The organism is Edaphovirga cremea (genome assembly GCF_003332275.1).
In the GTDB taxonomy this organism is placed as follows: domain Bacteria; phylum Pseudomonadota; class Gammaproteobacteria; order Enterobacterales; family Enterobacteriaceae; genus Edaphovirga; species Edaphovirga cremea.
Map to the genome: position 1 here is coordinate 137,939 of NZ_QOVA01000009.1, position 23,048 is coordinate 160,986.

Annotated in this window: 22 protein-coding genes, 1 tRNA gene and 1 pseudogene; 6 read left to right on the forward strand and 18 right to left on the reverse strand. The window is 50.0% G+C overall.

Features of this window, described 5'->3' with window-relative positions:
* Position 1: 1 nt before the first annotated feature.
* The 4 genes from hcaB to hcaE are packed head-to-tail and all read right to left on the reverse strand — an operon-like array spanning position 2 to position 3,010.
* Positions 2 to 814, reverse strand: a complete 813-nt coding sequence (gene hcaB, locus DRI82_RS14225) for a 3-phenylpropionate-dihydrodiol/cinnamic acid-dihydrodiol dehydrogenase (RefSeq protein ID WP_114194578.1) — start codon at positions 812 to 814, stop codon at positions 2 to 4.
* Positions 814 to 1,131, reverse strand: coding sequence for a 3-phenylpropionate/cinnamic acid dioxygenase ferredoxin subunit (hcaC, locus tag DRI82_RS14230; RefSeq protein ID WP_114194579.1), 318 nt, complete (start codon positions 1,129 to 1,131; stop codon positions 814 to 816). Before hcaC ends, hcaB begins: the two co-directional genes overlap by 1 nt.
* Positions 1,131 to 1,652 carry a 3-phenylpropionate/cinnamic acid dioxygenase subunit beta gene (gene hcaF / locus DRI82_RS14235; RefSeq protein WP_114194580.1) on the reverse strand — a complete coding sequence of 174 codons (522 nt, stop codon included), beginning with the start codon at positions 1,650 to 1,652 and terminating at the stop codon, positions 1,131 to 1,133. The genes hcaC and hcaF overlap by 1 nt, the downstream gene beginning before the upstream one ends.
* Positions 1,649 to 3,010 carry a 3-phenylpropionate/cinnamic acid dioxygenase subunit alpha gene (gene hcaE, locus DRI82_RS14240; protein WP_114194581.1) on the reverse strand — a complete coding sequence of 454 codons (1,362 nt, stop codon included), beginning with the start codon at positions 3,008 to 3,010 and terminating at the stop codon, positions 1,649 to 1,651. The genes hcaF and hcaE overlap by 4 nt, the downstream gene beginning before the upstream one ends.
* Before the next feature lie 137 nt (positions 3,011 to 3,147).
* Here hcaE and hcaR point away from each other — a divergent pair, with 137 nt between their 5' ends.
* Positions 3,148 to 4,035, forward strand: coding sequence for a DNA-binding transcriptional regulator HcaR (gene hcaR / locus DRI82_RS14245; RefSeq protein WP_114194582.1), 888 nt, complete (start codon positions 3,148 to 3,150; stop codon positions 4,033 to 4,035).
* An 89-nt stretch (positions 4,036 to 4,124) separates the two neighbouring features.
* Here hcaR and DRI82_RS14250 read toward each other — a convergent pair whose 3' ends face one another.
* Positions 4,125 to 4,946, reverse strand: coding sequence for an RHS repeat-associated core domain-containing protein (locus tag DRI82_RS14250; RefSeq protein WP_157968075.1), 822 nt, complete (start codon positions 4,944 to 4,946; stop codon positions 4,125 to 4,127).
* Positions 4,947 to 5,486: 540 nt separating this feature from the next.
* Between DRI82_RS14250 and fic the strand changes: the two genes are divergently transcribed.
* Positions 5,487 to 6,587 carry a protein adenylyltransferase Fic gene (gene fic, locus DRI82_RS14255; RefSeq protein WP_114194584.1) on the forward strand — a complete coding sequence of 367 codons (1,101 nt, stop codon included), beginning with the start codon at positions 5,487 to 5,489 and terminating at the stop codon, positions 6,585 to 6,587.
* Positions 6,588 to 6,910: 323 nt separating this feature from the next.
* Here the strand turns inward: fic and DRI82_RS14265 are convergent, their stop codons facing one another.
* The 5 genes and pseudogenes from DRI82_RS14265 to DRI82_RS14290 form a co-directional block, all read right to left on the reverse strand.
* Positions 6,911 to 7,261: a type II toxin-antitoxin system death-on-curing family toxin gene (locus DRI82_RS14265; RefSeq protein WP_114194585.1), complete on the reverse strand. Its 351-nt coding sequence runs from the start codon at positions 7,259 to 7,261 to the stop codon at positions 6,911 to 6,913.
* Positions 7,258 to 7,479: a type II toxin-antitoxin system Phd/YefM family antitoxin gene (locus tag DRI82_RS14270; protein ID WP_114194586.1), complete on the reverse strand. Its 222-nt coding sequence runs from the start codon at positions 7,477 to 7,479 to the stop codon at positions 7,258 to 7,260. Before DRI82_RS14270 ends, DRI82_RS14265 begins: the two co-directional genes overlap by 4 nt.
* A gap of 817 nt (positions 7,480 to 8,296) precedes the next feature.
* Positions 8,297 to 8,938: a DUF4145 domain-containing protein gene (locus tag DRI82_RS14280; protein ID WP_114194588.1), complete on the reverse strand. Its 642-nt coding sequence runs from the start codon at positions 8,936 to 8,938 to the stop codon at positions 8,297 to 8,299.
* Positions 8,931 to 10,501: pseudogene (locus tag DRI82_RS14285) on the reverse strand (site-specific integrase). Before DRI82_RS14285 ends, DRI82_RS14280 begins: the two are co-directional and overlap by 8 nt.
* Positions 10,502 to 10,696: 195 nt before the next feature.
* Positions 10,697 to 10,770 (reverse strand) — tRNA-Gly (locus tag DRI82_RS14290).
* 497 nt (positions 10,771 to 11,267) lie between these two features.
* Between DRI82_RS14290 and DRI82_RS14295 the strand changes: the two genes are divergently transcribed.
* Positions 11,268 to 12,509, forward strand: coding sequence for an RCC1 domain-containing protein (locus DRI82_RS14295; protein ID WP_157968076.1), 1,242 nt, complete (start codon positions 11,268 to 11,270; stop codon positions 12,507 to 12,509).
* A 171-nt stretch (positions 12,510 to 12,680) separates the two neighbouring features.
* On the opposite strand, the gene lysS is transcribed toward DRI82_RS14295, so the two are convergent.
* From lysS to xerD, 5 genes are all read right to left on the reverse strand, one after another.
* Positions 12,681 to 14,198, reverse strand: coding sequence for a lysine--tRNA ligase (gene lysS / locus DRI82_RS14300; protein WP_114194590.1), 1,518 nt, complete (start codon positions 14,196 to 14,198; stop codon positions 12,681 to 12,683).
* 9 nt (positions 14,199 to 14,207) lie between these two features.
* A protein-coding gene (prfB, locus tag DRI82_RS14305) for a peptide chain release factor 2 (RefSeq protein WP_114194591.1) occupies positions 14,208 to 15,306 on the reverse strand; the annotation gives its coding sequence in 2 pieces (ribosomal slippage) (positions 14,208 to 15,230 and positions 15,232 to 15,306; 1,098 coding nt in all).
* Positions 15,307 to 15,435: 129 nt separating this feature from the next.
* On the reverse strand, positions 15,436 to 17,166 hold the full coding sequence (gene recJ / locus DRI82_RS14310) for a single-stranded-DNA-specific exonuclease RecJ (protein WP_425452662.1): 1,731 nt from the start codon (positions 17,164 to 17,166) through the stop codon (positions 15,436 to 15,438).
* 3 nt (positions 17,167 to 17,169) lie between these two features.
* A complete protein-coding gene (gene dsbC / locus DRI82_RS14315) occupies positions 17,170 to 17,886 on the reverse strand; it encodes a bifunctional protein-disulfide isomerase/oxidoreductase DsbC (RefSeq protein WP_114194593.1) in 717 nt (238 codons plus the stop codon).
* A 27-nt stretch (positions 17,887 to 17,913) separates the two neighbouring features.
* Entirely contained in the window at positions 17,914 to 18,819 is a 906-nt protein-coding gene (xerD, locus tag DRI82_RS14320; protein ID WP_114194594.1) for a site-specific tyrosine recombinase XerD, read from the reverse strand.
* Positions 18,820 to 18,928: 109 nt separating this feature from the next.
* On the opposite strand from xerD, the gene fldB reads away from it, so the two are divergent.
* The gene (fldB, locus tag DRI82_RS14325; protein ID WP_114194595.1) at positions 18,929 to 19,447 is read left to right on the forward strand and encodes a flavodoxin FldB; all 519 of its coding nucleotides are present in this window, start codon (positions 18,929 to 18,931) and stop codon (positions 19,445 to 19,447) included.
* A gap of 45 nt (positions 19,448 to 19,492) precedes the next feature.
* Here the strand turns inward: fldB and DRI82_RS14330 are convergent, their stop codons facing one another.
* Together DRI82_RS14330 and sdhE are read right to left on the reverse strand one after the other, a co-directional pair.
* Positions 19,493 to 19,945, reverse strand: coding sequence for a protein YgfX (locus DRI82_RS14330; protein WP_114194596.1), 453 nt, complete (start codon positions 19,943 to 19,945; stop codon positions 19,493 to 19,495).
* Positions 19,926 to 20,192 carry an FAD assembly factor SdhE gene (gene sdhE, locus DRI82_RS14335; RefSeq protein WP_114194597.1) on the reverse strand — a complete coding sequence of 89 codons (267 nt, stop codon included), beginning with the start codon at positions 20,190 to 20,192 and terminating at the stop codon, positions 19,926 to 19,928. Before sdhE ends, DRI82_RS14330 begins: the two co-directional genes overlap by 20 nt.
* Before the next feature lie 264 nt (positions 20,193 to 20,456).
* Here sdhE and ygfZ point away from each other — a divergent pair, with 264 nt between their 5' ends.
* The gene (gene ygfZ / locus DRI82_RS14340) at positions 20,457 to 21,452 is read left to right on the forward strand and encodes a tRNA-modifying protein YgfZ (RefSeq protein WP_114194598.1); all 996 of its coding nucleotides are present in this window, start codon (positions 20,457 to 20,459) and stop codon (positions 21,450 to 21,452) included.
* Between the two features lie 39 nt (positions 21,453 to 21,491).
* On the opposite strand, the gene trhA is transcribed toward ygfZ, so the two are convergent.
* Entirely contained in the window at positions 21,492 to 22,136 is a 645-nt protein-coding gene (trhA, locus tag DRI82_RS14345; protein WP_114194599.1) for a PAQR family membrane homeostasis protein TrhA, read from the reverse strand.
* Between the two features lie 252 nt (positions 22,137 to 22,388).
* Here trhA and DRI82_RS14350 point away from each other — a divergent pair, with 252 nt between their 5' ends.
* Positions 22,389 to 22,997, forward strand: a complete 609-nt coding sequence (locus tag DRI82_RS14350; protein WP_114194600.1) for an HD domain-containing protein — start codon at positions 22,389 to 22,391, stop codon at positions 22,995 to 22,997.
* Positions 22,998 to 23,048: the final 51 nt, after the last annotated feature.

Here is a 23,048-nt window from a genome sequence, read left to right on the forward strand (position 1 = left end):
CCTATAACAACAAACCACCGGCAACATGGCGGATACCGCGGATTGCCAGACCTGCATCAGCATTAATCATCACACCACTTAGCGTGCGATTGTTGCGGCGCGAAGCGAGCATCACATAAGGGCCGGTAAAATCTTCAGGGGAAGGAGAGAACTGCAGTGGCAAGATGGCCGCGATCTTCTCAGGAGTCAGGGACTGCATAATGCTGGTGTCCTGCTGCCCCAGGGCTTGCGGCCCGCGTAAATCACTGGCCATGCCGCAGGGTCCAACACCATTGACCCGTACTTTGGGGGCAAGCTCATAGGCGAGTTGGCGAATCAACCCTACTGCTGCGTGCTTACTCGCGGTATACAGCGGGCCACCGCCGCCCGGATACCAGGCCGCATTGGATAGGGTGAAAATAATGCTGCCAGAAGACTCAATCAGGGCCGGAGCGCAGGCTTTCGCCCCCAATAAATACCCCTTCACGTTAACGCCAAATAACTCGTCAAAACCCGACTGAAGTTGCTCGGGCGGCGTCGCCAATAAAGACGCGTTATGATCCCAGATCCCGGCATTGCCAATAAAACAGTCCAACCGCCCGAAGCGGGACAGGGTCATGTCGACGACACGCTGATTGTCCGCAAAAAGAGTAACATCGCCCTGTACCGCAACAATCTGCTCGCCAAACTGCTGCTGTAAGCGGGCGACCTTTTCCGCCGAGCGTTCGAGGGTCGCCACCCGGGCTCCCTCTTCAATAAAACGCGCGACCAACGCCAGTCCCAGCCCTGAGCCTCCGCCGGTAATCAACACCACATCATCGTTAAGATCGGACATTACCTCTCCTCCGGCAAATCGATAAACACCGATCCATCCGCCACTGTGACTGGATAGGTTTGCAGGTGCGTGGTCGCGGGCAGGCATAATGCTTTGCCCGTTTTCAGACAAAAACTGGCTGCATGCAGCGGACATTCCACAGTGGCGTCATCCTCCAGATAACCCTCAGACATTGAGGCATTACCGTGACTGCAACGATCGTTAATGGCATAAAATTCGCCACCGATATGGAATAGCGCAACAACCGGGTTGGTATCGAGCCGGAGCGCTTCGCCCTCCGGCAGTGCCTCAACGAGGCAGGCGTGAATTCGGCTCATCAGAAAAGTACACTCAGGTTATGGGAAGTAATAACGGCCTGATCGAGAATGATTTCACGCCCGCACAACCCCCAACCTTCGGTTGTGGAACGGCGGCGCAACAAATCAGTGCGGGTGCCAACGTAGATCATTTCATCCCGCTCTTTCTGCGAACGGGTGAGCAGATAATTCACCCTGACGGAAAGCACATCGGGAAGGTCTGTTTCGCTGATCATGCAGTTGCTGATAATGTGGCGGGTACGCGATGGCGGCTCTTCCGCCCAGGCCATCCCGGTTTCCAGACGAGCCACACGGCGTTCCAGCTGCGATTTGCTATCGTTGAAAATCCAGGTAGTCGGCGGCTGAATGCTTTTACGCCGATCCCGGGTTTGCGCATTGACGGTGGTACGCATGGTGTAGCGTAAATCGTCTTCAAGTAAATCCAGCCAGGCGCGGAACTGCCAGTCATCCAGCAGCGCCGCTTCGTGATAGAGAAATTGGGTAATGTGATGGTAGAGTTCCAGAGAAATGGGCTTGTTCATTTCATCACCTCCTGTTGATACGCTGCGGTTTTCTCCTGCACTTCCTGCCAGGTATCACTGCTCAGCAAATCCGCCCAGCGTTGATACATGCCTCGCGCAGCCGTCTCGGAAAAAATGTAATTCGTGATCCCCGGGATACCATCTTCCCTGCGTTTTTCCTGATGCAACCCCATTTCCAGGCACAGCGGACTGTTGCGGGCATGATGACCTTTGAGGAGTTTTTGGATCTCACACCAGTTTTCTGAATCGTCCTGCTCCAGGAAACCGGCGGGACCAAAGGCACGGGTCGCGCTGTTTTCAAACGCGGCTTTGATCTCTTCCGATGCAGCCTTGTCTGCAATGCAGAATGCCCAGACCTCGACCTGATCCGGTCCACGCGGATGCCAGACACGCAGGGTCGCGGTGCCATTGAGCCAGGAAAGAGTAGGAAAAATATTGTTATGCCCGGCCAGCCGCAGGGCGCGGATTTTGCCGAGTCGCTGCTCCGCTTCCGCATAGGTTTCACGGTAGTAACGCGACACTTCACCATCGACCCAAACGTTGGCATCCGGTTTTTCAGTAAAGAAGAAGCCACATCCGTGACCATCCTGACCGAATTGAACGGCGTCCTTGGCCGTTTCCCATACCGGGCGCGCAGTCTGATCGGCCCCCAATTTTTTATCGCTGCCGTCAGACATCCCGCCTAATACCTGCACCGCCGAGGCGTGGCTGAACAAGGCGTGATACTGATCGCTGGCGAACTGCTCAGCCGGGAATTTCCAGTTGCAGTTAATCACCCATTTTTGTACGCCACCGACAATTTCGGTGCCGCCTTCACGCCTGTCCAGCAGACCGTCAAGATACCAGGCCATATCACCCAGATATTCAGTCAGCGATGGCGCACTGGTGTCCCAATTGGCAAAAACCAGCCCTTTATAACTTTCTACTCGGGCGACTTCATTCAGCCCCCAGTGGGACTTACACAGCCCTTGCGGATAGGCTCGGGGCTCCAGCGGTACATCAATTAGCTCACCATTGATGCCGTACGACCAACCGTGATAGGGGCAGGTAAAAGCCCGGGTATTGCCGCTGTCGGCATAGCTCACACGCATCGCGCGGTGCCGACACTGATTGAGAAACGCTTTGATGGAGCCATCTTTCTGGCGAATGACCACCACGGCGTCCTCGCCCATGTAGGTGTTGAAGAAATCGCCGGGTTTTGGGATCTGGCTTTCATGTGCCAGAAACAACCAGCAACGACCAAAGATCCGCTCCAGTTCCAACTGATAAATATCTGGATCGGTATAGATTCGGGGCGTTACACGCCCGTTTTGGGTGTCGATCAGGGTGTAAATGTCCAATTTTGCGCTCGTGGTCATATTATTTGATCCTCATTAAAGAGATGTGTTGACCTTCGTAGGGGTTACGCAAAGGATGTTGCCTCTGGGTTACTAATTTGTGAAATAGTAAAAATCTACCGTATCAGACATTTTTTCGATGATGGGAGAAAAAAGGCATGGAGCTTAGACACTTACGATATTTTGTCGCGGTAGCCGAAGAATTGAACTTCACTCGGGCAGCGGAAAAACTGCATACCTCACAACCGTCTTTAAGTAGCCAGATCAAAGATCTGGAAAATTGCATCGGCGTACCTCTGCTGACAAGAAATAACCGCCAGGTGATGCTGACCCGCGCCGGGGAAGTATTTTTTCTGCAAGCCGTCAATATTCTTGAGCAGGCCGAACAGGCCAAGTTTCAGGCGCGCAAAGCCATGGAAGAACAGACACGACTGGTGATCGGTTTTGTACCTTGTGCTGAAGTGAACATCCTGCCCGATGTCTTACCCTTATTACGGCTTCACCAGCCTGCAACACACATCGAACTGATGAGTATTATCACCACGCGGCAGGAAGAAAAATTACTGAAAAGGGAAATCGACCTTGGTTTTATGCGCCATCCGATCGTGAGTGAACAACTGGATTATCGGGTGGTTTATCGCGAGCCGCTTGTGGTAGTCATGCCCATCGATCACCGGTTAAGTCAGGAACAACAACTGACTCCGGAACAACTTAATGGTGAAAATTTTATCAGCACCGATCCTGCGCATTCCGGCGAGTTATATCAGATGGTGGAAAAGTATTTGGCCGCATCCCACAGTAAACCCAATAGGGTGCAGGTTGCGACCAATATTCTGGTTACCATGAATCTGGTGGGAATGGGATTAGGTATTTCTATTGTACCGCGCTATGTCTGCCATTTTCAGTCATCCAACGTCGTTTTTCGCCCTTTACCCGCCAACGCTCCGCAAATTGAATTGTTGATGGCGTGGCATAAAGAAAATTCCAGCCGCAGTTTAGCCTGCCTGCTTGAATTAATTACAGGACGATCGGCAGACTTCAAATAGCCAACTCGTAACGTTGTTGTAATGTTTATTGTGCAATGGAAGAAATCAGATTCCTATTACCCACTCATGATAAAACACGTTTCAGTGACCTATTTAGGTTGTTGTCTAAAACCATGGAAAAAACCGATGAATATCCGCACCGGAAACAATTCATTCATACGAGAACGTAATAGTTTGTCTCTCGTGAAACCAAGTAAATCAGTACTGATTGAAACTGTTGATAACCGCGCAGAGGTTACGCCGCTGGTTAACATTTCTGCAAGACCCGTTGACAGCGATATTACCCCTAACAAGTCATTTCCATGTTGAATTGTAAATACTTTATTTAGCGATTTTAACCCCATCCTCTTATTATGCGTAGCTCCACTCCACCTCTGATGGCTCTGATATGCATGGTGACCACGCATTCCAAAATCCAGGCCAGTTGAAAAAATACTGGACACGACTGATAACCAGCTAAGCACTTCCGCCGCTTTAGGGTTATCACCTGATATACCTTCAGACAAAATATCAGAGCTTGTAGACACCGCAGACATACCCGTCGCCAGATAATTGGCTGTTTGAGTAATTAATTTCCTGTCTGCTATTTGCGAACCATTGACTTCAGAATCTATTAGTACTTCTTCGACTTCAGTATCTGGCTCCAAGAACAACGCTTTCATGGTAATATCAAAAACCAGATCTAAAACATCTTCGAGTAAAAAATGCCCAGAGGGATCCACGTTATTTATAGGATTCCCATGGCAATATATATAGCCATTAGGCCCTCCCAGTCCGAATGGACTCAGACTATCATAGGCAGTAAAACGCTTTGTAATCGGATTAAATCCGCGATAACCGTTACCAAGTAAATATTTCTGACTCAAATCTGATTGACGCTGCCCTGTATAACCCAATGTAATTTTTTTCATAATAAAGACAAGTAACACAATACATATGCATTATTATAATAGATAAAAATATTTTTAGAGGATAAAAATTGCATAGCAAAGTTGTAATAAATGATTGTTAGTTTAAAAATCCAATTCTATACACATTTACCTCTTGTTTGCCTTGGTTGTGGTTATTTTACGAGCTAATCAAGTACATTCGTAATACACATATTCATTGAGATGATGATTAATGCCCTTGCAGGCATCCAGTTTACCTCCGGACAGTTTCATACCTTCTTTCCATCCATGTTGTACACCTTGTGCCGCCGCAGCTCATCCCGGCGACATATCGTCCCCACGGACCAAAACATGCACCGATGAAATGTTTACTTTATCGACATGAATCCAAAACGTGTCTATTTAAAAGATTTTTATCGACACATAAAGGTGACGTGTTTATGGTATCGACATATGCGATCAACGTGACGAAATTTAGCGCTTTCATCGACACATTATTGAAACATGTTTATGGAATCGACATGAATCCAAAACGTGTCGATAAAACGAGGGGATAAACTTATGCAGTGGGATCCAGAAAAACCTTTCAACCAGCTTCCACCCCTCCCACCGAAGGACGAACTGATGGAGTCGGTGCCGGTATTGAAGTCATGCATCAAGGCGCGTGCGGCATTAGCCGAACTTAAACAGGCGGGGGAGTTGCTACCTAACCAAGGGTTGCTGATTAATTTAATCCCGCTGCTGGAAGCTAAAGACTCGTCTGAGATTGAAAATATCGTGACCACTTCGGATAAGCTTTTCCAGTTCTCGCAAGAGGATAGTCAAGCAGATCCCGCAACCAAAGAAGCATTGCGTTACCGTACAGCGCTTTATGATGGATTTAAGCACTTGGGGCAGCGCCCACTCTGTACGTCCACTGCGGTGGGTATTTGCAGCACATTAAAAAATGCCGCGATGGATATCCGCAAAATTTCCGGTATCGCACTGGTAAGCAGTGAGCACAAGGTTGTTTACACACCGCCCGTGGGTGAGGATTTGATACGTGACCTCCTGGCTAATTGGGAGAACTTTATTCATGCTGAGGATGATATTGATCCTTTGGTAAAAATGGCTGTATCACATTACCAATTTGAAGCAATTCACCCATTTCCGGACGGTAATGGCAGGACTGGGCGCATTCTCAATGTTCTTTTTCTAATTGAGAAAAACCTCCTAACGTTACCGATCCTCTACTTAAGTCGATATATTGTCACTCATAAGGCTGATTATTATGGGTTACTGCGTGGTGTAACGGCTACCGGTGATTGGGAGTCATGGATTGTGTTTATGCTGGAAGCTATTAATGAGACATCCAAATGGACCACGGCCAAAATTGCCGCCGTTCGGGAGCTGGTTGACGTTAGCACTCAGTACATTCGTGATTCGTTGCCCAAAATCTATAGTTACGAACTAGTGCAGGTAATTTTTGAACAACCATATTGCCGCATATCGAACCTAATCGAGCAAGGAATAGCCAAGCGTCAAACAGCCTCTGTATACCTTAAGCAGCTCTGCGAAATTGGTGTGTTGTATGAAATTACCTTAGGCCGAGAAAAGCTGTATGTACATCCTAAGCTTATACATTTGATGACGCGGGACGATAATACCGTAATACCTTACTGACTGATTCCTTTGCAATGGGCTAAAAATCAGACCCAGTAAATCTATCCCTCATTATCGGCAGGTAGCCGCCACCGATATCAGAATGCACGCCCGGCAGCGCCAGTTCCGGCCATGCCGGTTTCACGCTGTTCAGGGCGAAGTTGAACCGGCACTCATGCGCCGCCGTGATTAATGAGACCCGGGTGACCGCCGGTGATGATAAAACGTTCCCGGATGTTAGGGAACGAGTGGATAAGTCTCCAAAGAAAGCATTTTAGGTTTGGCGAGTCACGACAACCCACCAACCAGACAAACCCTTCTCATTCGACCAATTCGCGTAAACTTTACGCTAATTGTATTGGGGTAAACTCTCCCGTAGCTGCCTGAACGGTCAGTTCTTCCAGCGTGTTACCTTCATCCCGGATTAGCACACCGTTGCGCTTTAGAAATGCCATGGTGGTAAAGAATGCCGTTCGCTTGTTCCAATCATTGAAGATATGCCAACGCGCAATAGCAACCCAATAGGCAGCAGCCAGGTCAAACACATCATTCACACCTTCGTAGTGAGCAAGGTTGTGAACCCGGTGAATAATGGCCTCCGCTCTACCCACATCTGGCATACCTTCAATGCCAGGGTAAAGCTGCAAAATTCTGGCGTGGAATATCACTATTTCACTGGCGCTAATCCACTTCATCTATCAGCCAAAGCCTCAACGGTACGCCCGTGGCGCCGCATAAGGCTGTCAAACTCGGCATCAAGCTTTGCCTTTTGGTATGCCTCAAACTCGGCCTTGCTTATCACTATGGCGGCAGAACCATCACGACGGGTAATTTCTAACGGTTCCCCGCTCGTGGCCGCGTCAAGAATTGCAGAAATATTGGCGCGAGCCTGTGTTGACGTATAAATAATCATAACCCCTCCCATGTGATGTACATTTAAAATGCACATCTTAAATGTACTCAACGCAATCAGATGATAGCCAGGGGGTGTGCGGTCTGTACAGTTGCGTCATGCAGGCTGGGCAATGCTCCATAAAAATTAGCCTGGAAAAATTTAAGGGTATAACCATAACCCTTATCAGATGTTGAGATAGTAACTTTTTACGAAGAGGCTTGTGATTGCGGGATTGAGTAGGCTTTGTTAGGTGAAGGAGGTAGAACGCAAGCATTTAAATGTATTAGTCGCGAAATGCCGCAATAAAGCCCGATCACTCGGGCTTCCTTTTTAGTAACTACCACCGCCACCTTTACGGGCATCAGCAGATCTTTCACCACAAGCCGACCCATCTTTTGCGCGGTCTGATCGGTGTTCACAGTTGCCAGCGAAAACCTGCGCTGACGCACCGAGGCATATCATTACCAGAAAAGCTGCGAATACTTTTTTCATTCCAAATCCCTATGAAGTTTGTGCCCGCATAGTGCGAACACTATTAAAGTACTCTAATGTGTCAGTGATTAAAATGTTACCAAGAAATTTTATCAATAATATATAAATAGAACGCTTGGTGTCTGTAAATTGGTCATCCCGCCCCTGAAAGGATGCGATAAGTTACGGTTAGTGGAATGCTGAGTGTCAGCGGTAAGTGTATGTATTGAGGAGAGTCCTTTGGGTCTCTCCCTATAGTGAGTTGTATTGAATATAAAATAATGATCACGCTAATCATTTGGCGATGTAGACCAAAATTTCTTAGGGTCTCTCTATACTGAGTTTTATTAATAACCAATTGAATTTAAACTATTTTATTGTCTCGCTTTTCGATGCCTTGTCGTGGCCCCTCAGGCATACTCTGGAACATCGCTTCGATTTCTTTAGGTCGCGTGATTCGGTCATCGACTATGATATTCAATAGCTTAAAGAGACCATGAGTTAACTGAGGGCCATCATCTAGGCTAATCTCTCCGGGGTGGACAGACTGATTACCTACGATACGGCAAATGTCTGCTGCTTGCTGGATGCGAGGAGGTAACCCTTTCTCAACGAGAGACTTTATGTCTGCGTTAATGTTTTTCCCCGGCTCACCTAGGTAGACCATTAGTTTCTGAAGGCACAAACGGAGAAGCGCCGCGGCACCCTTAGGAGACAAATTAATGATGCTTCTGGCTTCCATGTAGTCGGACTTACAGTCTTCTGGCATGTCTCGGTTAGGCATTTCTACAGGTGAAGACAATGGATAAATCATTTGCTCCCCAAGCCAATAACTTAGTTCATCACAATGTTCACAAATAGTTATATTCATGGGGGTTTGTGCGGTATTTGCATAGCCTTCAATTGGTTTATAAATCAGCTCCTTCCAATGCTGCTGCGCGTAAACACCACAATGTGGACAGTGAAAACGCCCCTTCCCAAATTCAGCTGGATAATACTCAGCCATTTCCTTTAATCTCCTTATAAACATCAGCCATTACATTAACCAATCGATCAACCTCAACCTCTTTAGCATAACGGTCATAAGTAATCGACCCTGAGCTATGCCCCATGAGCGCCTGAGCGTAAGCCAACTTGACGCCATGTTGTTTTAGCTTAGTGGCGACCGTATGTCTAAACGAATGGGACGCTAAGCCGCTACGGTCAGCGAGGATTTTAGGTAACAACGTCCGATTAAACCATTTGCTCACCTGCTCACCGTAACCATTCTTCATAAGGAGTAGACCATCGAACACCATAACATCATTACCATCAGCGTTTCTACGAGCTTCTATCAGCGTCATAAAGTCAGCCAATACAAAGCCATAGGCACCGTCAACCAGTGGAACACAGTGATCACTGTAAGCGTTCTTGATGCTCTTGCCGGGTAAGCTGCTATCGACTTCATTGATATGAATATAAACGGTCCCGGCCTCAGTTGTTCTGACATCTTTTACCTGAAGTTGAGCTACCTCATTGAGCCTCGCACCAGTGATAGCAGCAAGCGCCGTAACGTAATAGTGATAAGGCTTGCTGGAGGTCTTCTGTGAGTATGCCTTAGCGGCGACCAGCAGTTGCCCTACCTGCTCTGTTGAGAAAGCATTATGGGCCTCCGAGGATTTACGCTGGGGAACCTTAAGTTCCAGACCCTCTGTCATGTTCTTTTTAATCAGGTCGTTACGTACAGCCCACTTGAATACAGCCGCCATCTTAATGAGATATTTATTATTGATGGTGACAACATCCAGACAATCAGGCGTAGTTTGATCGCTACGGATCCTATCTTGACAGGGCAGCAGATCAGCCAACGGGGCATACTTGAAGCGCTGCTTACGGTCCTTAGGCAACTGCTGGAGGATATCCCGGACCCTGAGCGTGTTATCGTATTGGCATCAGCATTGAGACCCAGATAGTCGAATATCTCGATTAACGCAGCATGGGACGCTTTGTTTTCTCGTAAGGTAGCTGGTTTCCAATTCTGGACGTTCTCCATTTCGTATTGCTCAAAGAGAGACGCAACAGAGGTTACTTTAGGTTTTACCTCAGAGGCACCAACAGATAAGGACGCCGAGGCTTGGTCATTAGACCGATGAGTATCGTTAAATCGATCGACGTAATCTATAAGAGGCTGACTGTCGCCCACTTCGATTGGCTTCATGCATGCCTTGAGTACCTTCAGGGCCTCATTTATGTAGCGGTGCTGGTCAATGCTCAGAGGTTCACTCGCCAGAGCATCAATAAGATTCTCCCCTACCTCCCCGTACTGAGCACGATATATATCCCGCATGTCAGGCTCAAAGAGATCTGAGCGCCCCATGGATAACTCCCACTCTACGATGTCCCTCAGGTGCTCTCTCATCTCCTCATAAGAGGTGTTTGGTCTATCTGCATGGATTGCCTTGAGCGCTGCCTTAATGTGCCGAGAGTGAGCCATGGCGGTTCGTCTGTCCTTGGTCCTTAACGGTACTTAGGTCATCTCATCTTCATTTGATATAGCCGTCCAGACATCCTTGCAGCCCTTTGTTTTCATACGGAAATAGTAAACGCCGTTGCGCTGATACAGGTAAGTAGTAACTGAAAGTATGCTGTTTGATTTTAACTACTGAATCATGTGTCTGTATGCCCTGAGAGGGTTACACAGTAGGTTACAGTAAGTGACGCTGCAAGGAGGCGTTAAGCCTTATTCCTTAGGATTTAGTAAGTTGGAATACTTTAAGAAGTGTCTTGGAGCGGGTGAAGGGAATCGAACCCTCGTATGCAGCTTGGGAAGCTGCCGTTCTACCATTGAACTACACCCGCAACGACGTGCGGTGCACATTATAACCCTAACTCAATGATGAGCAAGCGATTCCTTGGGTGTAATCGCCGTCATTTTAATCAATCTAACCTGTTTCTGCTCATTCTCTCCACTTGGGACCTTATAGCCGTCTGATTTAGGGGTAAAAGCGCCATGAAAAATAGATTTGCATAATGTTATTTTCCTCCTTACCCAACGCAGTCAATGCATTATTCATCTTATTCATTCTGCCTTAGAGTTATTTCCATGATGATTTAACCCGAACTAGTTAACTCATCTGAATAAGAAATAAGCCTCCCCCTAAAATAATAAAGCAGGAAATACTATGAATAATGAAAAAGGATCTCATAACGAAATTTCTAAGATACTGATTATGGGCGCGAGATCAGTAAATAATCCAGCCTATAATTATTCCGTTAATAGGCTGGTTGCGCTTAACCCCCATACGATGCAACCGCTGATGGCAGTGTGGAAATACGATAATGAAAACACCGCTATCATGGCAGACTCATTTCGTGATTTACACCCTACCCAACCCTTAACCGTTTCAGCAGCGGGCTATGATACGGTCACGCTAAATACCAGCAATATTGTCGGTAATGCTATGGCTGTGGCGATACGTATGATTGATGGCAGAGTTATTGTATGTGGTGATATCAGTAGCGGTGGCGCACAACCTGCGGATATCGACAATTATGACTTTACCGAATTAGCCTCTGCCGGCCATGCGTTTGCAGCACAGCGAAGTAATGGCAGCATTTTTGCCTGGGGTGACACAATGGATGGCGGGAAATTGCCTTCATCTATAGCGTCAAGACAGGACATCATTGATATCGTAGGTGCGGGAGCCTCATTTGCCTTGCTTGCCAGCGCCCCACCGTACATTCAGTGTTGGGGAAATGACAACCTCGGCGCAATTGACGTGCCAAATAACATTTCTTTGATGCCTACCCTGCGCAAACTGGTTGCCGCTAACAATGCGTTTGCCGTATTGAATGATGCCGGGCAACTGTTTGCCTGGGGCGAAGGTCAGTATGGTGGTCTGCTCCCAGACGCCATTAGTAGTCTCAGCGATGTTGTTTCTATAACCGCTGCCAGCGAAGCGTTTACCGCTCTGCGAGCAAACGGCCAGGTAGTGGCCTGGGGAAACAGCGTTAACGGCGGCGCGTTACCAGAATCAATTGCCGCGCTGGATGATATCAAGCAGGTCTGCGGCACGTATCGCGCTTTCTGCGCATTGCGTAAAAACGGTCAGGTAGTGGCGTGGGGAAGCGAGAGTCGTGGCGGTACAATTCCGGCGGAAATAGCAAGTTTAACGACGATTGTTGATATCCAGGCCAATAATTCTGCCTTTGCTGCACTGTGTGCAGACGGGTCGGTGGTTGCCTGGGGAAATCCAGATTATGCAACGCAAGTACCCGAGGGATTAACCGATGTCGTTGCACTTACCGGCAATTGCTATTGCTTTGCCGCGCTGAAAAAAGAGGGATCGGTAACCGCCTGGGGTAACACCGCATACGGTGGGGATACAGCATCCGTTGCGGCTCTGCTGACAGACGTCAGGGCCATCTATTCATCTCAAAGCGTATTCATTGCATTGAAGGAAGATGACACGCTGGTGGTGTGGGGCGATCCGGTTTCAGGGGGAAGTATGGCGATGTTACCCGACGAAGTACAAGGCAATGTTTCTTACTACCTATACCCTTCATACCCTTCGTATTTGGAGATGCAGGGGTGTTAGCTACGCTCCCTCACCCGAATCACTGACCTGTGTCAGCTCATCGGGATTCGCTCTCTTGCTGCCTACCTGCATCTCCAAATACTTTGGGTATTGAGTTGTAGGGGATTAGCTACGTTAACGAAGGATAATCGATAAAAAAGCCCCGAAGCACAAAGTGCTTCGGGGCTTTTCTTATTTCTGTGGGCGCATCGCTGGGAACAGGATGACGTCGCGGATGGTATGGCTGTTGGTGAACAACATGATCATGCGATCGATACCAATCCCCAGACCTGCGGTTGGCGGCAGACCATGTTCCAGAGCGGTGACATAATCTTCGTCATAGAACATCGCTTCGTCATCACCCGCATCCTTGGCACTGACCTGATCGGCAAAACGCTGCGCCTGATCTTCGGCATCATTCAGCTCGGAGAAGCCATTACCGATTTCACGGCCACCGATAAAGAACTCGAAGCGGTCAGTGATAAACGGATTGTCGTCATTACGACGTGCCAGCGGCGAAACTTCTGCCGGGTACTCGATAATGAACGTTGGCTGAATCAGATGGCTCTCTGCAGTCTCTTCAAAGATCTCGCATTGCACACGACCCAAGCCCCAGCTCTTCTCGATTTTGATGCCAATGGATTCAGCAATTGCGCACGCCTTCGCCATGTCATCCAGATCGGCGACATTGGTTTGCGGGCGATATTTGCAGATCGCTTCTTTCATGGTCAGCTTGGCGAACGGTTTGCCAAAGTCGAAGGTTTGATCGCCATATTGCACCACGCTGCTGCCCAGAACTTTCTCGGTCAGCGTACGGAACAGTGATTCGGTCAGCACGATCAGATCTTTGTAATCCGCATACGCCATATAGAGTTCCATCATCGTGAACTCAGGGTTATGACGCGGGGAAACCCCCTCATTACGGAAGTTACGGTTGATTTCGAACACACGCTCGAAGCCACCCACAACCAGACGTTTCAGGTACAGTTCCGGGGCAATACGCAGGTACATATCAATGTCCAGCGCATTGTGATGGGTCACGAACGGACGCGCCGACGCACCACCAGGAATCACCTGCATCATCGGGGTTTCGACTTCCATGAAGCCATTTCCCACCATGAAGTTGCGGATTTCCGCCATGATCTGCGAGCGAACCTGGAAGGTTTTGCGCGACTCATCGTTAGCGATCAGATCGAGATAACGCTGACGGTAACGGGTCTCCTGATCGGCAAGGCCGTGGAATTTATCCGGCAAAGGACGCAATGCTTTGGTCAGCAGGCGCAGTTCGGTACAGTGAATCGACAGTTCGCCTGTTTTGGTCTTGAACAGCTTACCGCGTGCACCAATGATGTCGCCGAGATCCCATTTTTTAAACTGCTCGTTATAGATCCCTTCGGCCAAATCATCGCGTGATACATAAAGTTGTATACGCCCGCCGACATCCTGCAATGTCGCGAATGACGCTTTACCCATGATACGGCGTGTCATCATCCGGCCTGCGACGACAACCTCAATCCCCAACGCTTCCAGTTCTTCGTTTTCTTTATTGTCATACTCTGCATGCAGTTGATCAGAGGTACTATCGCGACGAAAATCGTTAGGGAAAGCAATACCGTTCTCACGCAGTGCCACCAGTTTCTCACGGCGAGCTTTTAACTCGCTGTTGAGTTCCTGCGCCAATTCTGCGCCTTGTTGCTGTTGCTCAGACATTTCTGTTCCTCATAGCCCGGCTTTCAAACTTGCCTCAATGAATTTATCCAGGTCGCCATCAAGCACGGCCTGCGTATTGCGCGTTTCTACCCCTGTGCGCAGATCCTTGATACGGGAATCATCCAGTACATAAGAACGGATCTGACTGCCCCAGCCGATGTCAGACTTGTTATCTTCCAGTGCCTGTTTCTCAGCGTTTTTCTTTTGCATCTCAAACTCATACAGCTTCGCTTTCAGCTGTTTCATCGCCTGATCTTTGTTTTTGTGCTGGGAACGGTCGTTCTGACACTGCGTAACAATATTGGTAGGAAGGTGGGTAATACGGACGGCGGATTCTGTCCGGTTTACGTGCTGACCACCCGCCCCTGAGGCACGATAGACGTCAATACGCAGATCTGCCGGATTGATTTCGATATCAATATCGTCATCGACTTCCGGATAAACGAAGGCTGAGCTGAACGACGTATGACGACGACCGCCAGAGTCGAACGGGCTCTTGCGCACCAGGCGATGAACGCCAGTTTCGGTACGTAACCAGCCAAATGCATAGTCACCGATGATTTTAATCGTCGCCGATTTCAGACCAGCCACTTCGCCGTCTGATTCTTCAATAATTTCGGTTTTAAACCCTTTTGACTCTGCCCAGCGCAAATACATACGCACCAGCATACTGGCCCAGTCCTGGGCTTCCGTACCGCCGGAACCCGCCTGGATATCCAGATAGCAGTCTGCACTGTCATATTCGCCAGAGAACATGCGACGGAATTCCAACTGTGCCAGTTTGGCTTCCAGTTGTTCCAGCTCGGCAACCGTCTCGTTGAACGTCTCTTCGTCATCCGCTTCAATAGCCAGTTCCAGCAGACCGGAAACATCGTCCACCCCCTGGGTCATCTGGTCGATAGTCGTGACAATCAGTTCAAGGGAGGAACGTTCTTTACCCAGCGCCTGTGCGCGTTCAGGTTCATTCCAGACGTCCGGCTGTTCCAGCTCGGCAGTTACTTCTTCGAGGCGCTCTTTCTTGGCATCGTAGTCAAAGATACCCCCTCAGAACGGCTGTCCGGTCAGACAGGTCCTGAATGCGGGTTTTTACGGGATTAGTTTCAAACATAGTTTTTTGAGTCTTACGTTAAGTCAAAGAGGCGGAATGCCTTTTAAAGTGCAATTCTAGCGGATTCGCGCTGCCTTTTATAGCAATAGCGCATATTTCTGGAAAGCAACAAAGCAGTTTTCTGGCCGCTCAGCGCGGCCATATATTCTGTATCAATAGTTGGACTGTACGATTGCCGCGATACTCATTAATGTCCAATTTATAAGCGAGCTTAGCTTCGCGGACACTGCTGTCTGGCCATAACGCGGTATCGACATTGAACGCGATACCGTCCAATAATGGCCCACCCGCCAGAGGTTCAATCATCACTTTCAGATGACGCTCCCCTACCAGACGCTGCTGCAAAATACGGAATTCACCGTCAAAGGTCGGCTCAGGGAATGCCTGCCCCCATGGCCCCCCTTCCCGCAGCAGTTCAGCCGTTGGCAACGTCAGTTCTTGAATAGCCAATTCACCATCAGACCAAATCACCCCTTCGAGATAGGACGGATCGAGCCATTCGCCCACCAATTGCGCAAAGCAGAGCCTGAACCGATCGAAATTGGCTTCTTCCAACGACAGCCCGGCGGCCATCGCATGGCCACCAAACTTCATGATTAATCCCGGATGCAGCGTGTCCAGACGCTCCAGCGCATCGCGCATATGCAACCCGGCAATAGAGCGCCCGGAGCCTTTGAGCAACCCCTCACCCGCAGGGGCGAACGCGATGACCGGACGATTGAATCGCTCTTTGATCCGTGAGGCCAGAATCCCCACCACGCCCTGATGCCATTCAGGGTGATACATCGCCAGACCATAGGGCAGTTCGCTGCTGCTGCGCTCAAGTTGATCGCAGAGCTGCAACGCTTCAACCTGCATTCCCTGCTCAATCTCACGACGAGTCTGATTCAGCGCATCAAGATCGCTGGCCAGCGCCCGCGATTGGGCAATGTCGTCGCTCAACAACAGCGCAACGCCAATGGACATATCATCCAGCCGCCCTGCTGCATTCAGCCGCGGTCCCAGAGCAAAACCGAGATCGTTGGCGGCCAGTTGACGGGCATCGCGATTCGCCACTTCCAATAAAGCGCGGATACCCGGCCGGCATTTTCCTGCGCGGATACGGTTCAGTCCCTGATAAACCAGAATGCGGTTATTGGCATCCAGAGGCACCACGTCCGCCACCGTACCGAGTGCCACCAGATCGAGCAATTCCGCCAGATTGGGGACGGCCAGCGCCCGTTTATCAAACCAGCCGCTGTCACGCAGTGCGCTACGCAAGGCCAGCATCAGATAGAACGCCACGCCAACACCGGCCAGTGATTTCGACGGGAAATCGCATCCGTGAAGGTTGGGGTTGATAATGGCTTCTGCCGCCGGAAGCGTATCGCCCGGCAGGTGGTGGTCAGTAACCAGCACCAAAATACCTTTCTCATGCGCCAGATCGACACCCGCATGGGAAGAGATGCCATTATCCACAGTGAGAATCAGTTCGGCACCGCGTGCCGCAGCCTGTTCAACCACTTCGGGGCTGAGGCCGTAGCCGTCTTCAAAACGGTTCGGTACCAAATAGCTCACTTCACTGCAACCCATACTGCGCAGCGCCAAAACTGCCAGGGCGGTACTGGTCGCACCATCAGCATCAAAATCGCCGACAACCATAATGCGCAGACGCTGCTCCAGCGCCTGTTGCAACAGTTCCACCGCCTTCTCAATGCCATCCAGTTGCTGATAACCCAGCAGACCGCGCACGCCTCGCTCAAGTTCTTGCGGCAAAGTGACGCCCCGGGCGGCGTAAAGCCGACGGAGCAAAGGATGCAAATCGGGGGGCAGTTCGCTGGTGTTCGCCGTCTCACGGCGGCGAAGTTGTGTAATGCTGATCACTTATTGTCCGTTACTCTGTGGTGCTTTACGGGCGTTCAGCATCGCGGCCATCTCTTTCGGCGGCTGATACCCTGGAATCATGGTGCCGTCTTGTAAAACTACGGCTGGCGTGCCGGATACGCCAAACTGCACGCCGAGCTCAAAATGCCTGGCGATACTGGTTTTACAGGTCGCAGGTGAGACGGCATCACCACGCAATGCCGCGTCAAAGGCAGCGTTGCGATCGGCGGTACACCAGATTGATTGCATATCTTTCTCAGCCTGAGAGTCCAGCCCCTGACGAGGGAATGCCAGATAACGTACGGTAATGCCTAGTGCATTGTACTCTTTCATCTGCTCGTGCAGCTTATGGCAATAACCGCAGGTGATGTCAGTAAAGACGGTAATCACATGCTTTTCCTGTGGCGCTTTATAGATAATCATTTCATCTTTCAGCGCTTCGAGGTTCTTCACCAGCAATTGATTGGTGACATTCACCGGCTGTTTGCCACTGACGTCGTACAACGGGCCTTGCAGGATATGCTTGCCGTCTTCGCTCGCGTAAAGCACGCCGCTTTCGGTCAGAACCGTCTTCAAACCCGCTACCGGGGAGGACTGAATTTGCGCATTCTGGATACCGAGGCTTTTCAGCGCCTGTTGGATCGCGGCATCGTCTGCATGCGCAGCGCCCGTGATGGAAGCAGCCAGCAGAGTAAGCAGCAGAAAACCTTTTTTCATATATAAATCCTTGTGATACCACCGCACTTAGGCACGGGGGTGATGCTGTTGATGTAGCTGCTTTAACCGTTCGGTGGCTACATGCGTATAAATTTGCGTCGTCGAAAGATCGCTGTGTCCCAATAACATCTGTACGACACGCAGATCTGCGCCGTGGTTCAGTAAATGCGTCGCGAAAGCATGGCGCAATACGTGCGGGGAGAGCCGTTCGCTGTCAATACCCGCAAGAATGGCATAGTGCTTAATGCGATGCCAGAAGGTCTGACGGGTCATTTTCTGGCTGCGGTTGCTGGGAAACATGATGTCCAGCGTTTGGCCGTTCATCAGCCACGGACGCCCATGCTCCATATAATTCTCCAGCCAGTACACGGCCTCTTCCCCCAAAGGGACCAAACGCTCTTTATTGCCCTTACCAATCACCCGCACCACGCCCTGACGCAAACTGACATCATTCAACGTCAGGCCAACCAGTTCCGATACCCGCAAACCGGTGGCATACAGCAGTTCAAGCATGGCTTTGTCACGCAACTCCAGCGGGATCTCGGTGCTGGGTGCCTGCAACAATGACTCAACCTGCGCCTCACTGAGATCTTTTGGTAACCGCTGCGGCAATTTGGGTGATGAAAGAAGCGCCGTGGGATCATCGTCACGAAGCTTTTCCCGGTAGAGATGCTGGAAAAGCCGGCGCATAGCGCTGAGCAAACGGGCCGAGCTGGTCGCTTTATAGCCGCCCTCAATGCGTTCTGCAAGAAACGATTGCAGATCGAGAGGCTGCGCTTGTAACAAATCACAGTCGTGATGATGAAGCCAAGCAACCAACGTTTGTAAATCAAGGCGATACGAAGACAGGGTATTTTCTGCCAGATTACGCTCCAGCCAGAGCGCATCGAGAAATTGCTCGATCAGGCTGTTGTCGTGCTCTTGCTTTGTCACGGAGGTTCCCCTGTTTTCAACTCGACTCCAACGCCCATTATGCCTGATGAACGCACAAATCTGGTACACTCGATGTCATTCCGTGTTCAGTAATGTAGTGATAATAACGATGAAGATGGGTCTTTTTTACGGTTCCAGCACCTGCTATACCGAAATGGCTGCTGAAAAAATCCGTGATATTTTAGGCGAAGAACTGGTCGACTTGCACAATCTGAAAGATGTCGATCCGCATAAAATGGAAGAGTATGACATCCTGATCCTGGGGATTCCGACGTGGGATTTCGGGGAGATTCAGGAAGACTGGGAAGCGATTTGGTCGCAGTTATCCACACTCGATCTGCAGGGGAAAATCGTCGCCATGTACGGCATGGGCGATCAACTGGGTTATGGTGAATGGTTCCTGGATGCACTCGGGATGCTCTATGATCAACTGGCCGTGCTGGGTGTGCAGTTCGTCGGATTCTGGCCCATTGAAGGCTATGAATTTACCAGCCCCAAACCGCTGGCCGCTGACGGACAACACTTTGTCGGGCTGGCGTTGGACGAGGTGAATCAGTACGAAATGAGCGACGATCGCCTGCAACAATGGTGCGAACAGATCCTGCTGGAAATAGACGCACTGCTGTAATCCCTGCCTGGTGGGCTCATGGTTGCGCCCACCAGCAAGAAAATATCAGGATTTCTTTTCACGCGCGCCCGCCGCTTTGGGAGCGTTGAGTAACCACTGCCGCAGATGCCGCCACTCCTCTTGGCTCATACTGTCAGACGCCAGCCAGAACCGTTGGCGACGCACTTTTCCCTGTCCACTGGTTTTCCCGGTCACCTCCTGTAACGACAACAGTACGCCGCTATTCAGCACCCATACTGGTTTATCAAATCGCCACTCTTTACGTTGCCAAGACAACCGATTGGCGGCGAGAAAAGCGATCGCTCCCTGACGCGAAGTAATTTTTTTCTGGCTGCGTATGCATTCGAACACCAGAATCGTCAGCAACGCTATCCACAGAAACACATAGCCATCCGGCCAGGGAGCGAGCAGAACCAACAAAATCAATGTGCCATGCAGCAACAAAGAAAATATCTGCGTTCGCCATGAAATCCTTAAATCACATCGCCATTGGGCCACGGTCTTTATTTCGCGTCTGGATCAGGTTAACCATCCGTTGCAGCCCCTTATCTTCGGGAGCACCATGATTCATCAGCCAGTTAAATAAATCAGGATCGTCACTTTGCAACAGGCGGACAAAAATCGCCTTGTCTTCATCTGTCAGGGTATCAAATTCATATTCGAAGAAGGGCATGATTGAGATATCAAGTTCGCGCATACCGCGGCGACACGCCCAATGAATACGGGACTTATTGGTAATATCCATGTTTGCTAAACCTTTTAGTCAGTTAATGCATCCAGTGTAATTTGATTTTACCACCCGGTGGGCTTGAGAGAGTAACAATTCGACACATACCGCGAAAAGAGTGCAAAGTCGCAATGGCGTGGATTGCTAAAAACAGATTCGGGATTGCTGGAATACTCAAGGATTATCGTTGCCGCTCATAACGAATAACTGTTTGCAAACCGACATTCCTCTTTTACCATGGGTGTCATAAGCTCACGGCACCCTCATTGGCAGGATCGTATAATGGCGTATAAATTTCCGTTTCCACCGCAGAAACCCTCCGCTTCCTCACGTTTGCCCCTGACGCTGATCTCCCTTGAAGACTGGGCGTTGGTAACGACCACGGGTGCGGACACCGTAAAATATCTGCAGGGACAGGTTACCGCAGACATTGATGGCATGGCGCCAATGCACCACGTTCTCTGTGCCCATTGTGACGCAAAAGGGAAAATGTGGAGCAATCTGCGGCTGTTCCCGCGTGGCGAAGGGATGGCGTATATCGAAAGACGCAGCGTTCGCGATAATCAACTGGCTGAAATTAAAAAATACGCCGTGTTCTCCAAGATAACATTCACTGCCGACGATCGGCTCGTATTGCTCGGTGTGGCGGGTTTCCAGGCTGGCGCCGCGCTCTCTGGAGTATTTGATACGCTGCCCACCGCTGAAAGCCCGGTCTTTGAGCAGGACGACACCACTATTTTGCATTTTTCGCTGCCAGCAGAACGCTATTTGCTGATCACCACTGCGGAGAAAGCACAGCAATTGATTGAAAAGCTGGGCGAGCAGGCACAGCACAATGACAGTCAGCAGTGGCTGGCGTTGGATATCGAAGCGGGTTTCCCGGTCATCGACAGCCCCAACAGCGCGCAGTTTATTCCCCAGGCCGCCAATTTGCAGGCACTGGAGGGCGGCATCAGCTTCAGCAAAGGCTGCTATGCCGGTCAGGAGATGGTGGCGCGCGCCAAATATCGGGGTGCCAACAAGCGCGCCCTGTATTGGCTGGCGGGCAATGCCAGTCGGGTACCGACTGCCGCAGAGGATCTGGAGTTGCAGATGGGCGAGAACTGGCGCCGTACCGGTACCGTTCTGGCCTCAGTCCAGTTGAGTGACGGCAGCGTTTGGGTTCAGGCGGTGCTGAACAACGATCTGGACGCGGACAGCGTACTGCGTATCCGCGATGACGCGGCGAGTAAACTGGTAATTATGCCGCTACCGTATTCACTGGCGGAAGAGAAGTAGTTCTTTGTCGGGGCGGAAATTCCGCCCCGTGACGGGTATTTATACGTACAGGTAGACGGCCATAAAATGACAGGCACTCCCGCCCAACACAAAGGCGTGCCAAATTGCATGACCGAAGCGAATGCGCTTCGAGGCATAAAAAATCACCCCCAGCGTATAGACAATCCCACCTACGGCGAGCAGCGTGATTCCCCCTATTGAGAGCTTCATTGCCAACTGATAAATCACGATCAGCGAGAGCCAGCCCATGGTCAGGTAGGTGATCAATGACAGGGCTTCAAAGCGATGGGCGAAAGCCAGTTTGAAGATCACGCCGATCAGCGCCATGCTCCAGATGACAATCATCAATCCTCTCGCCAGCGGTGAATCCAGCCCTACCAGCAGGAAAGGGGTGTAAGTACCGGCGATCAATATATAAATGGCGCAGTGATCAAATTTCTTCAGCCAGTATTTGGCTCTCTGGTGAGGGATCGCGTGATACAGCGTCGATGCCAGATACAGCAGGATTATGCTGCCGCCATACAGGCTGTAACTGGTAATGGCCGTTGCACCCGCACCAGTATCCACCGCCTGGATCAGTAACAGAACCAATCCAACAATGCCAAACACAAACCCAATCCCATGACTGATGCTGTTAGCAATCTCTTCAGCCCAGGGATAACCTTTGTCTGACAAATTAGTCATAGTGTTTGAATCCTTAACACAATATTTACCCTGCTTATTTGGGTAAGGAATAGTCTATAAGTAGACATTTGCAGAGTAGCTGAGAATTATTCCAGTGTACACGTGTAAGCTAAAAATATTTCATGAGGTCTTGTAACAGAGCCTTATCGGCGAAATAATCAGCCATACGTTCTTGATTACGAACCCGCGCGTTCTGTATTGCGAATATCGTTGCGAACATCGCTTAATCCCCGCCATGACTGAGGTTGAATTATGTCTGTAGTTTCCCCTGTCCTTGATTTCGGTTCGATGACCGATGTCATCCAGTTCCTGATGGAAATTGATAAGCTGAAAAGCGTCCAGCGTCGCACCAAAGTGCTGGGTACGCAGCGTCAGGAAAATTCAGCCGAACACAGTTGGCATTTTGCCATCGCGGCCATGAGTCTTGCCCCTTACGCAGCCAAAGGTGTCGACATCCAGAAAGTGATTCAGATGGCGCTGCTGCATGACATTGTTGAGATCGATGCTGGCGATGTAATGGTCTACGATTTGGCTGCGCGGGACGCGATTCATAACATAGAACTTGCAGCGGCCAAGCGGCTTTTTGGCATGTTGCCTGAGTCACTAGGTAAACAATTCATGGCGCTGTGGAACGAATATGAGGCCGGGGAAAGCGCAGAAGCGCGTTTTGCCCAGGTTATCGATCGTGCATTACCGATGATCATGAATCTGCACAATCAGGGACAGAGTTGGGTGGAGAACGGTATTCGTCTTGAACAGGTGCTTGCCCGCAATTCCAATATTGCCGATGTGAATCCTGAACTTTGGCAGCACCTGCGCAAGCACCTTGATTATGCCCACCAGCAGGGCTGGCTGAAATAGCACCTCTCCTGCGGCGTCTACGCCAAGTCAGACGCCGCCGTTTCTGCCAAT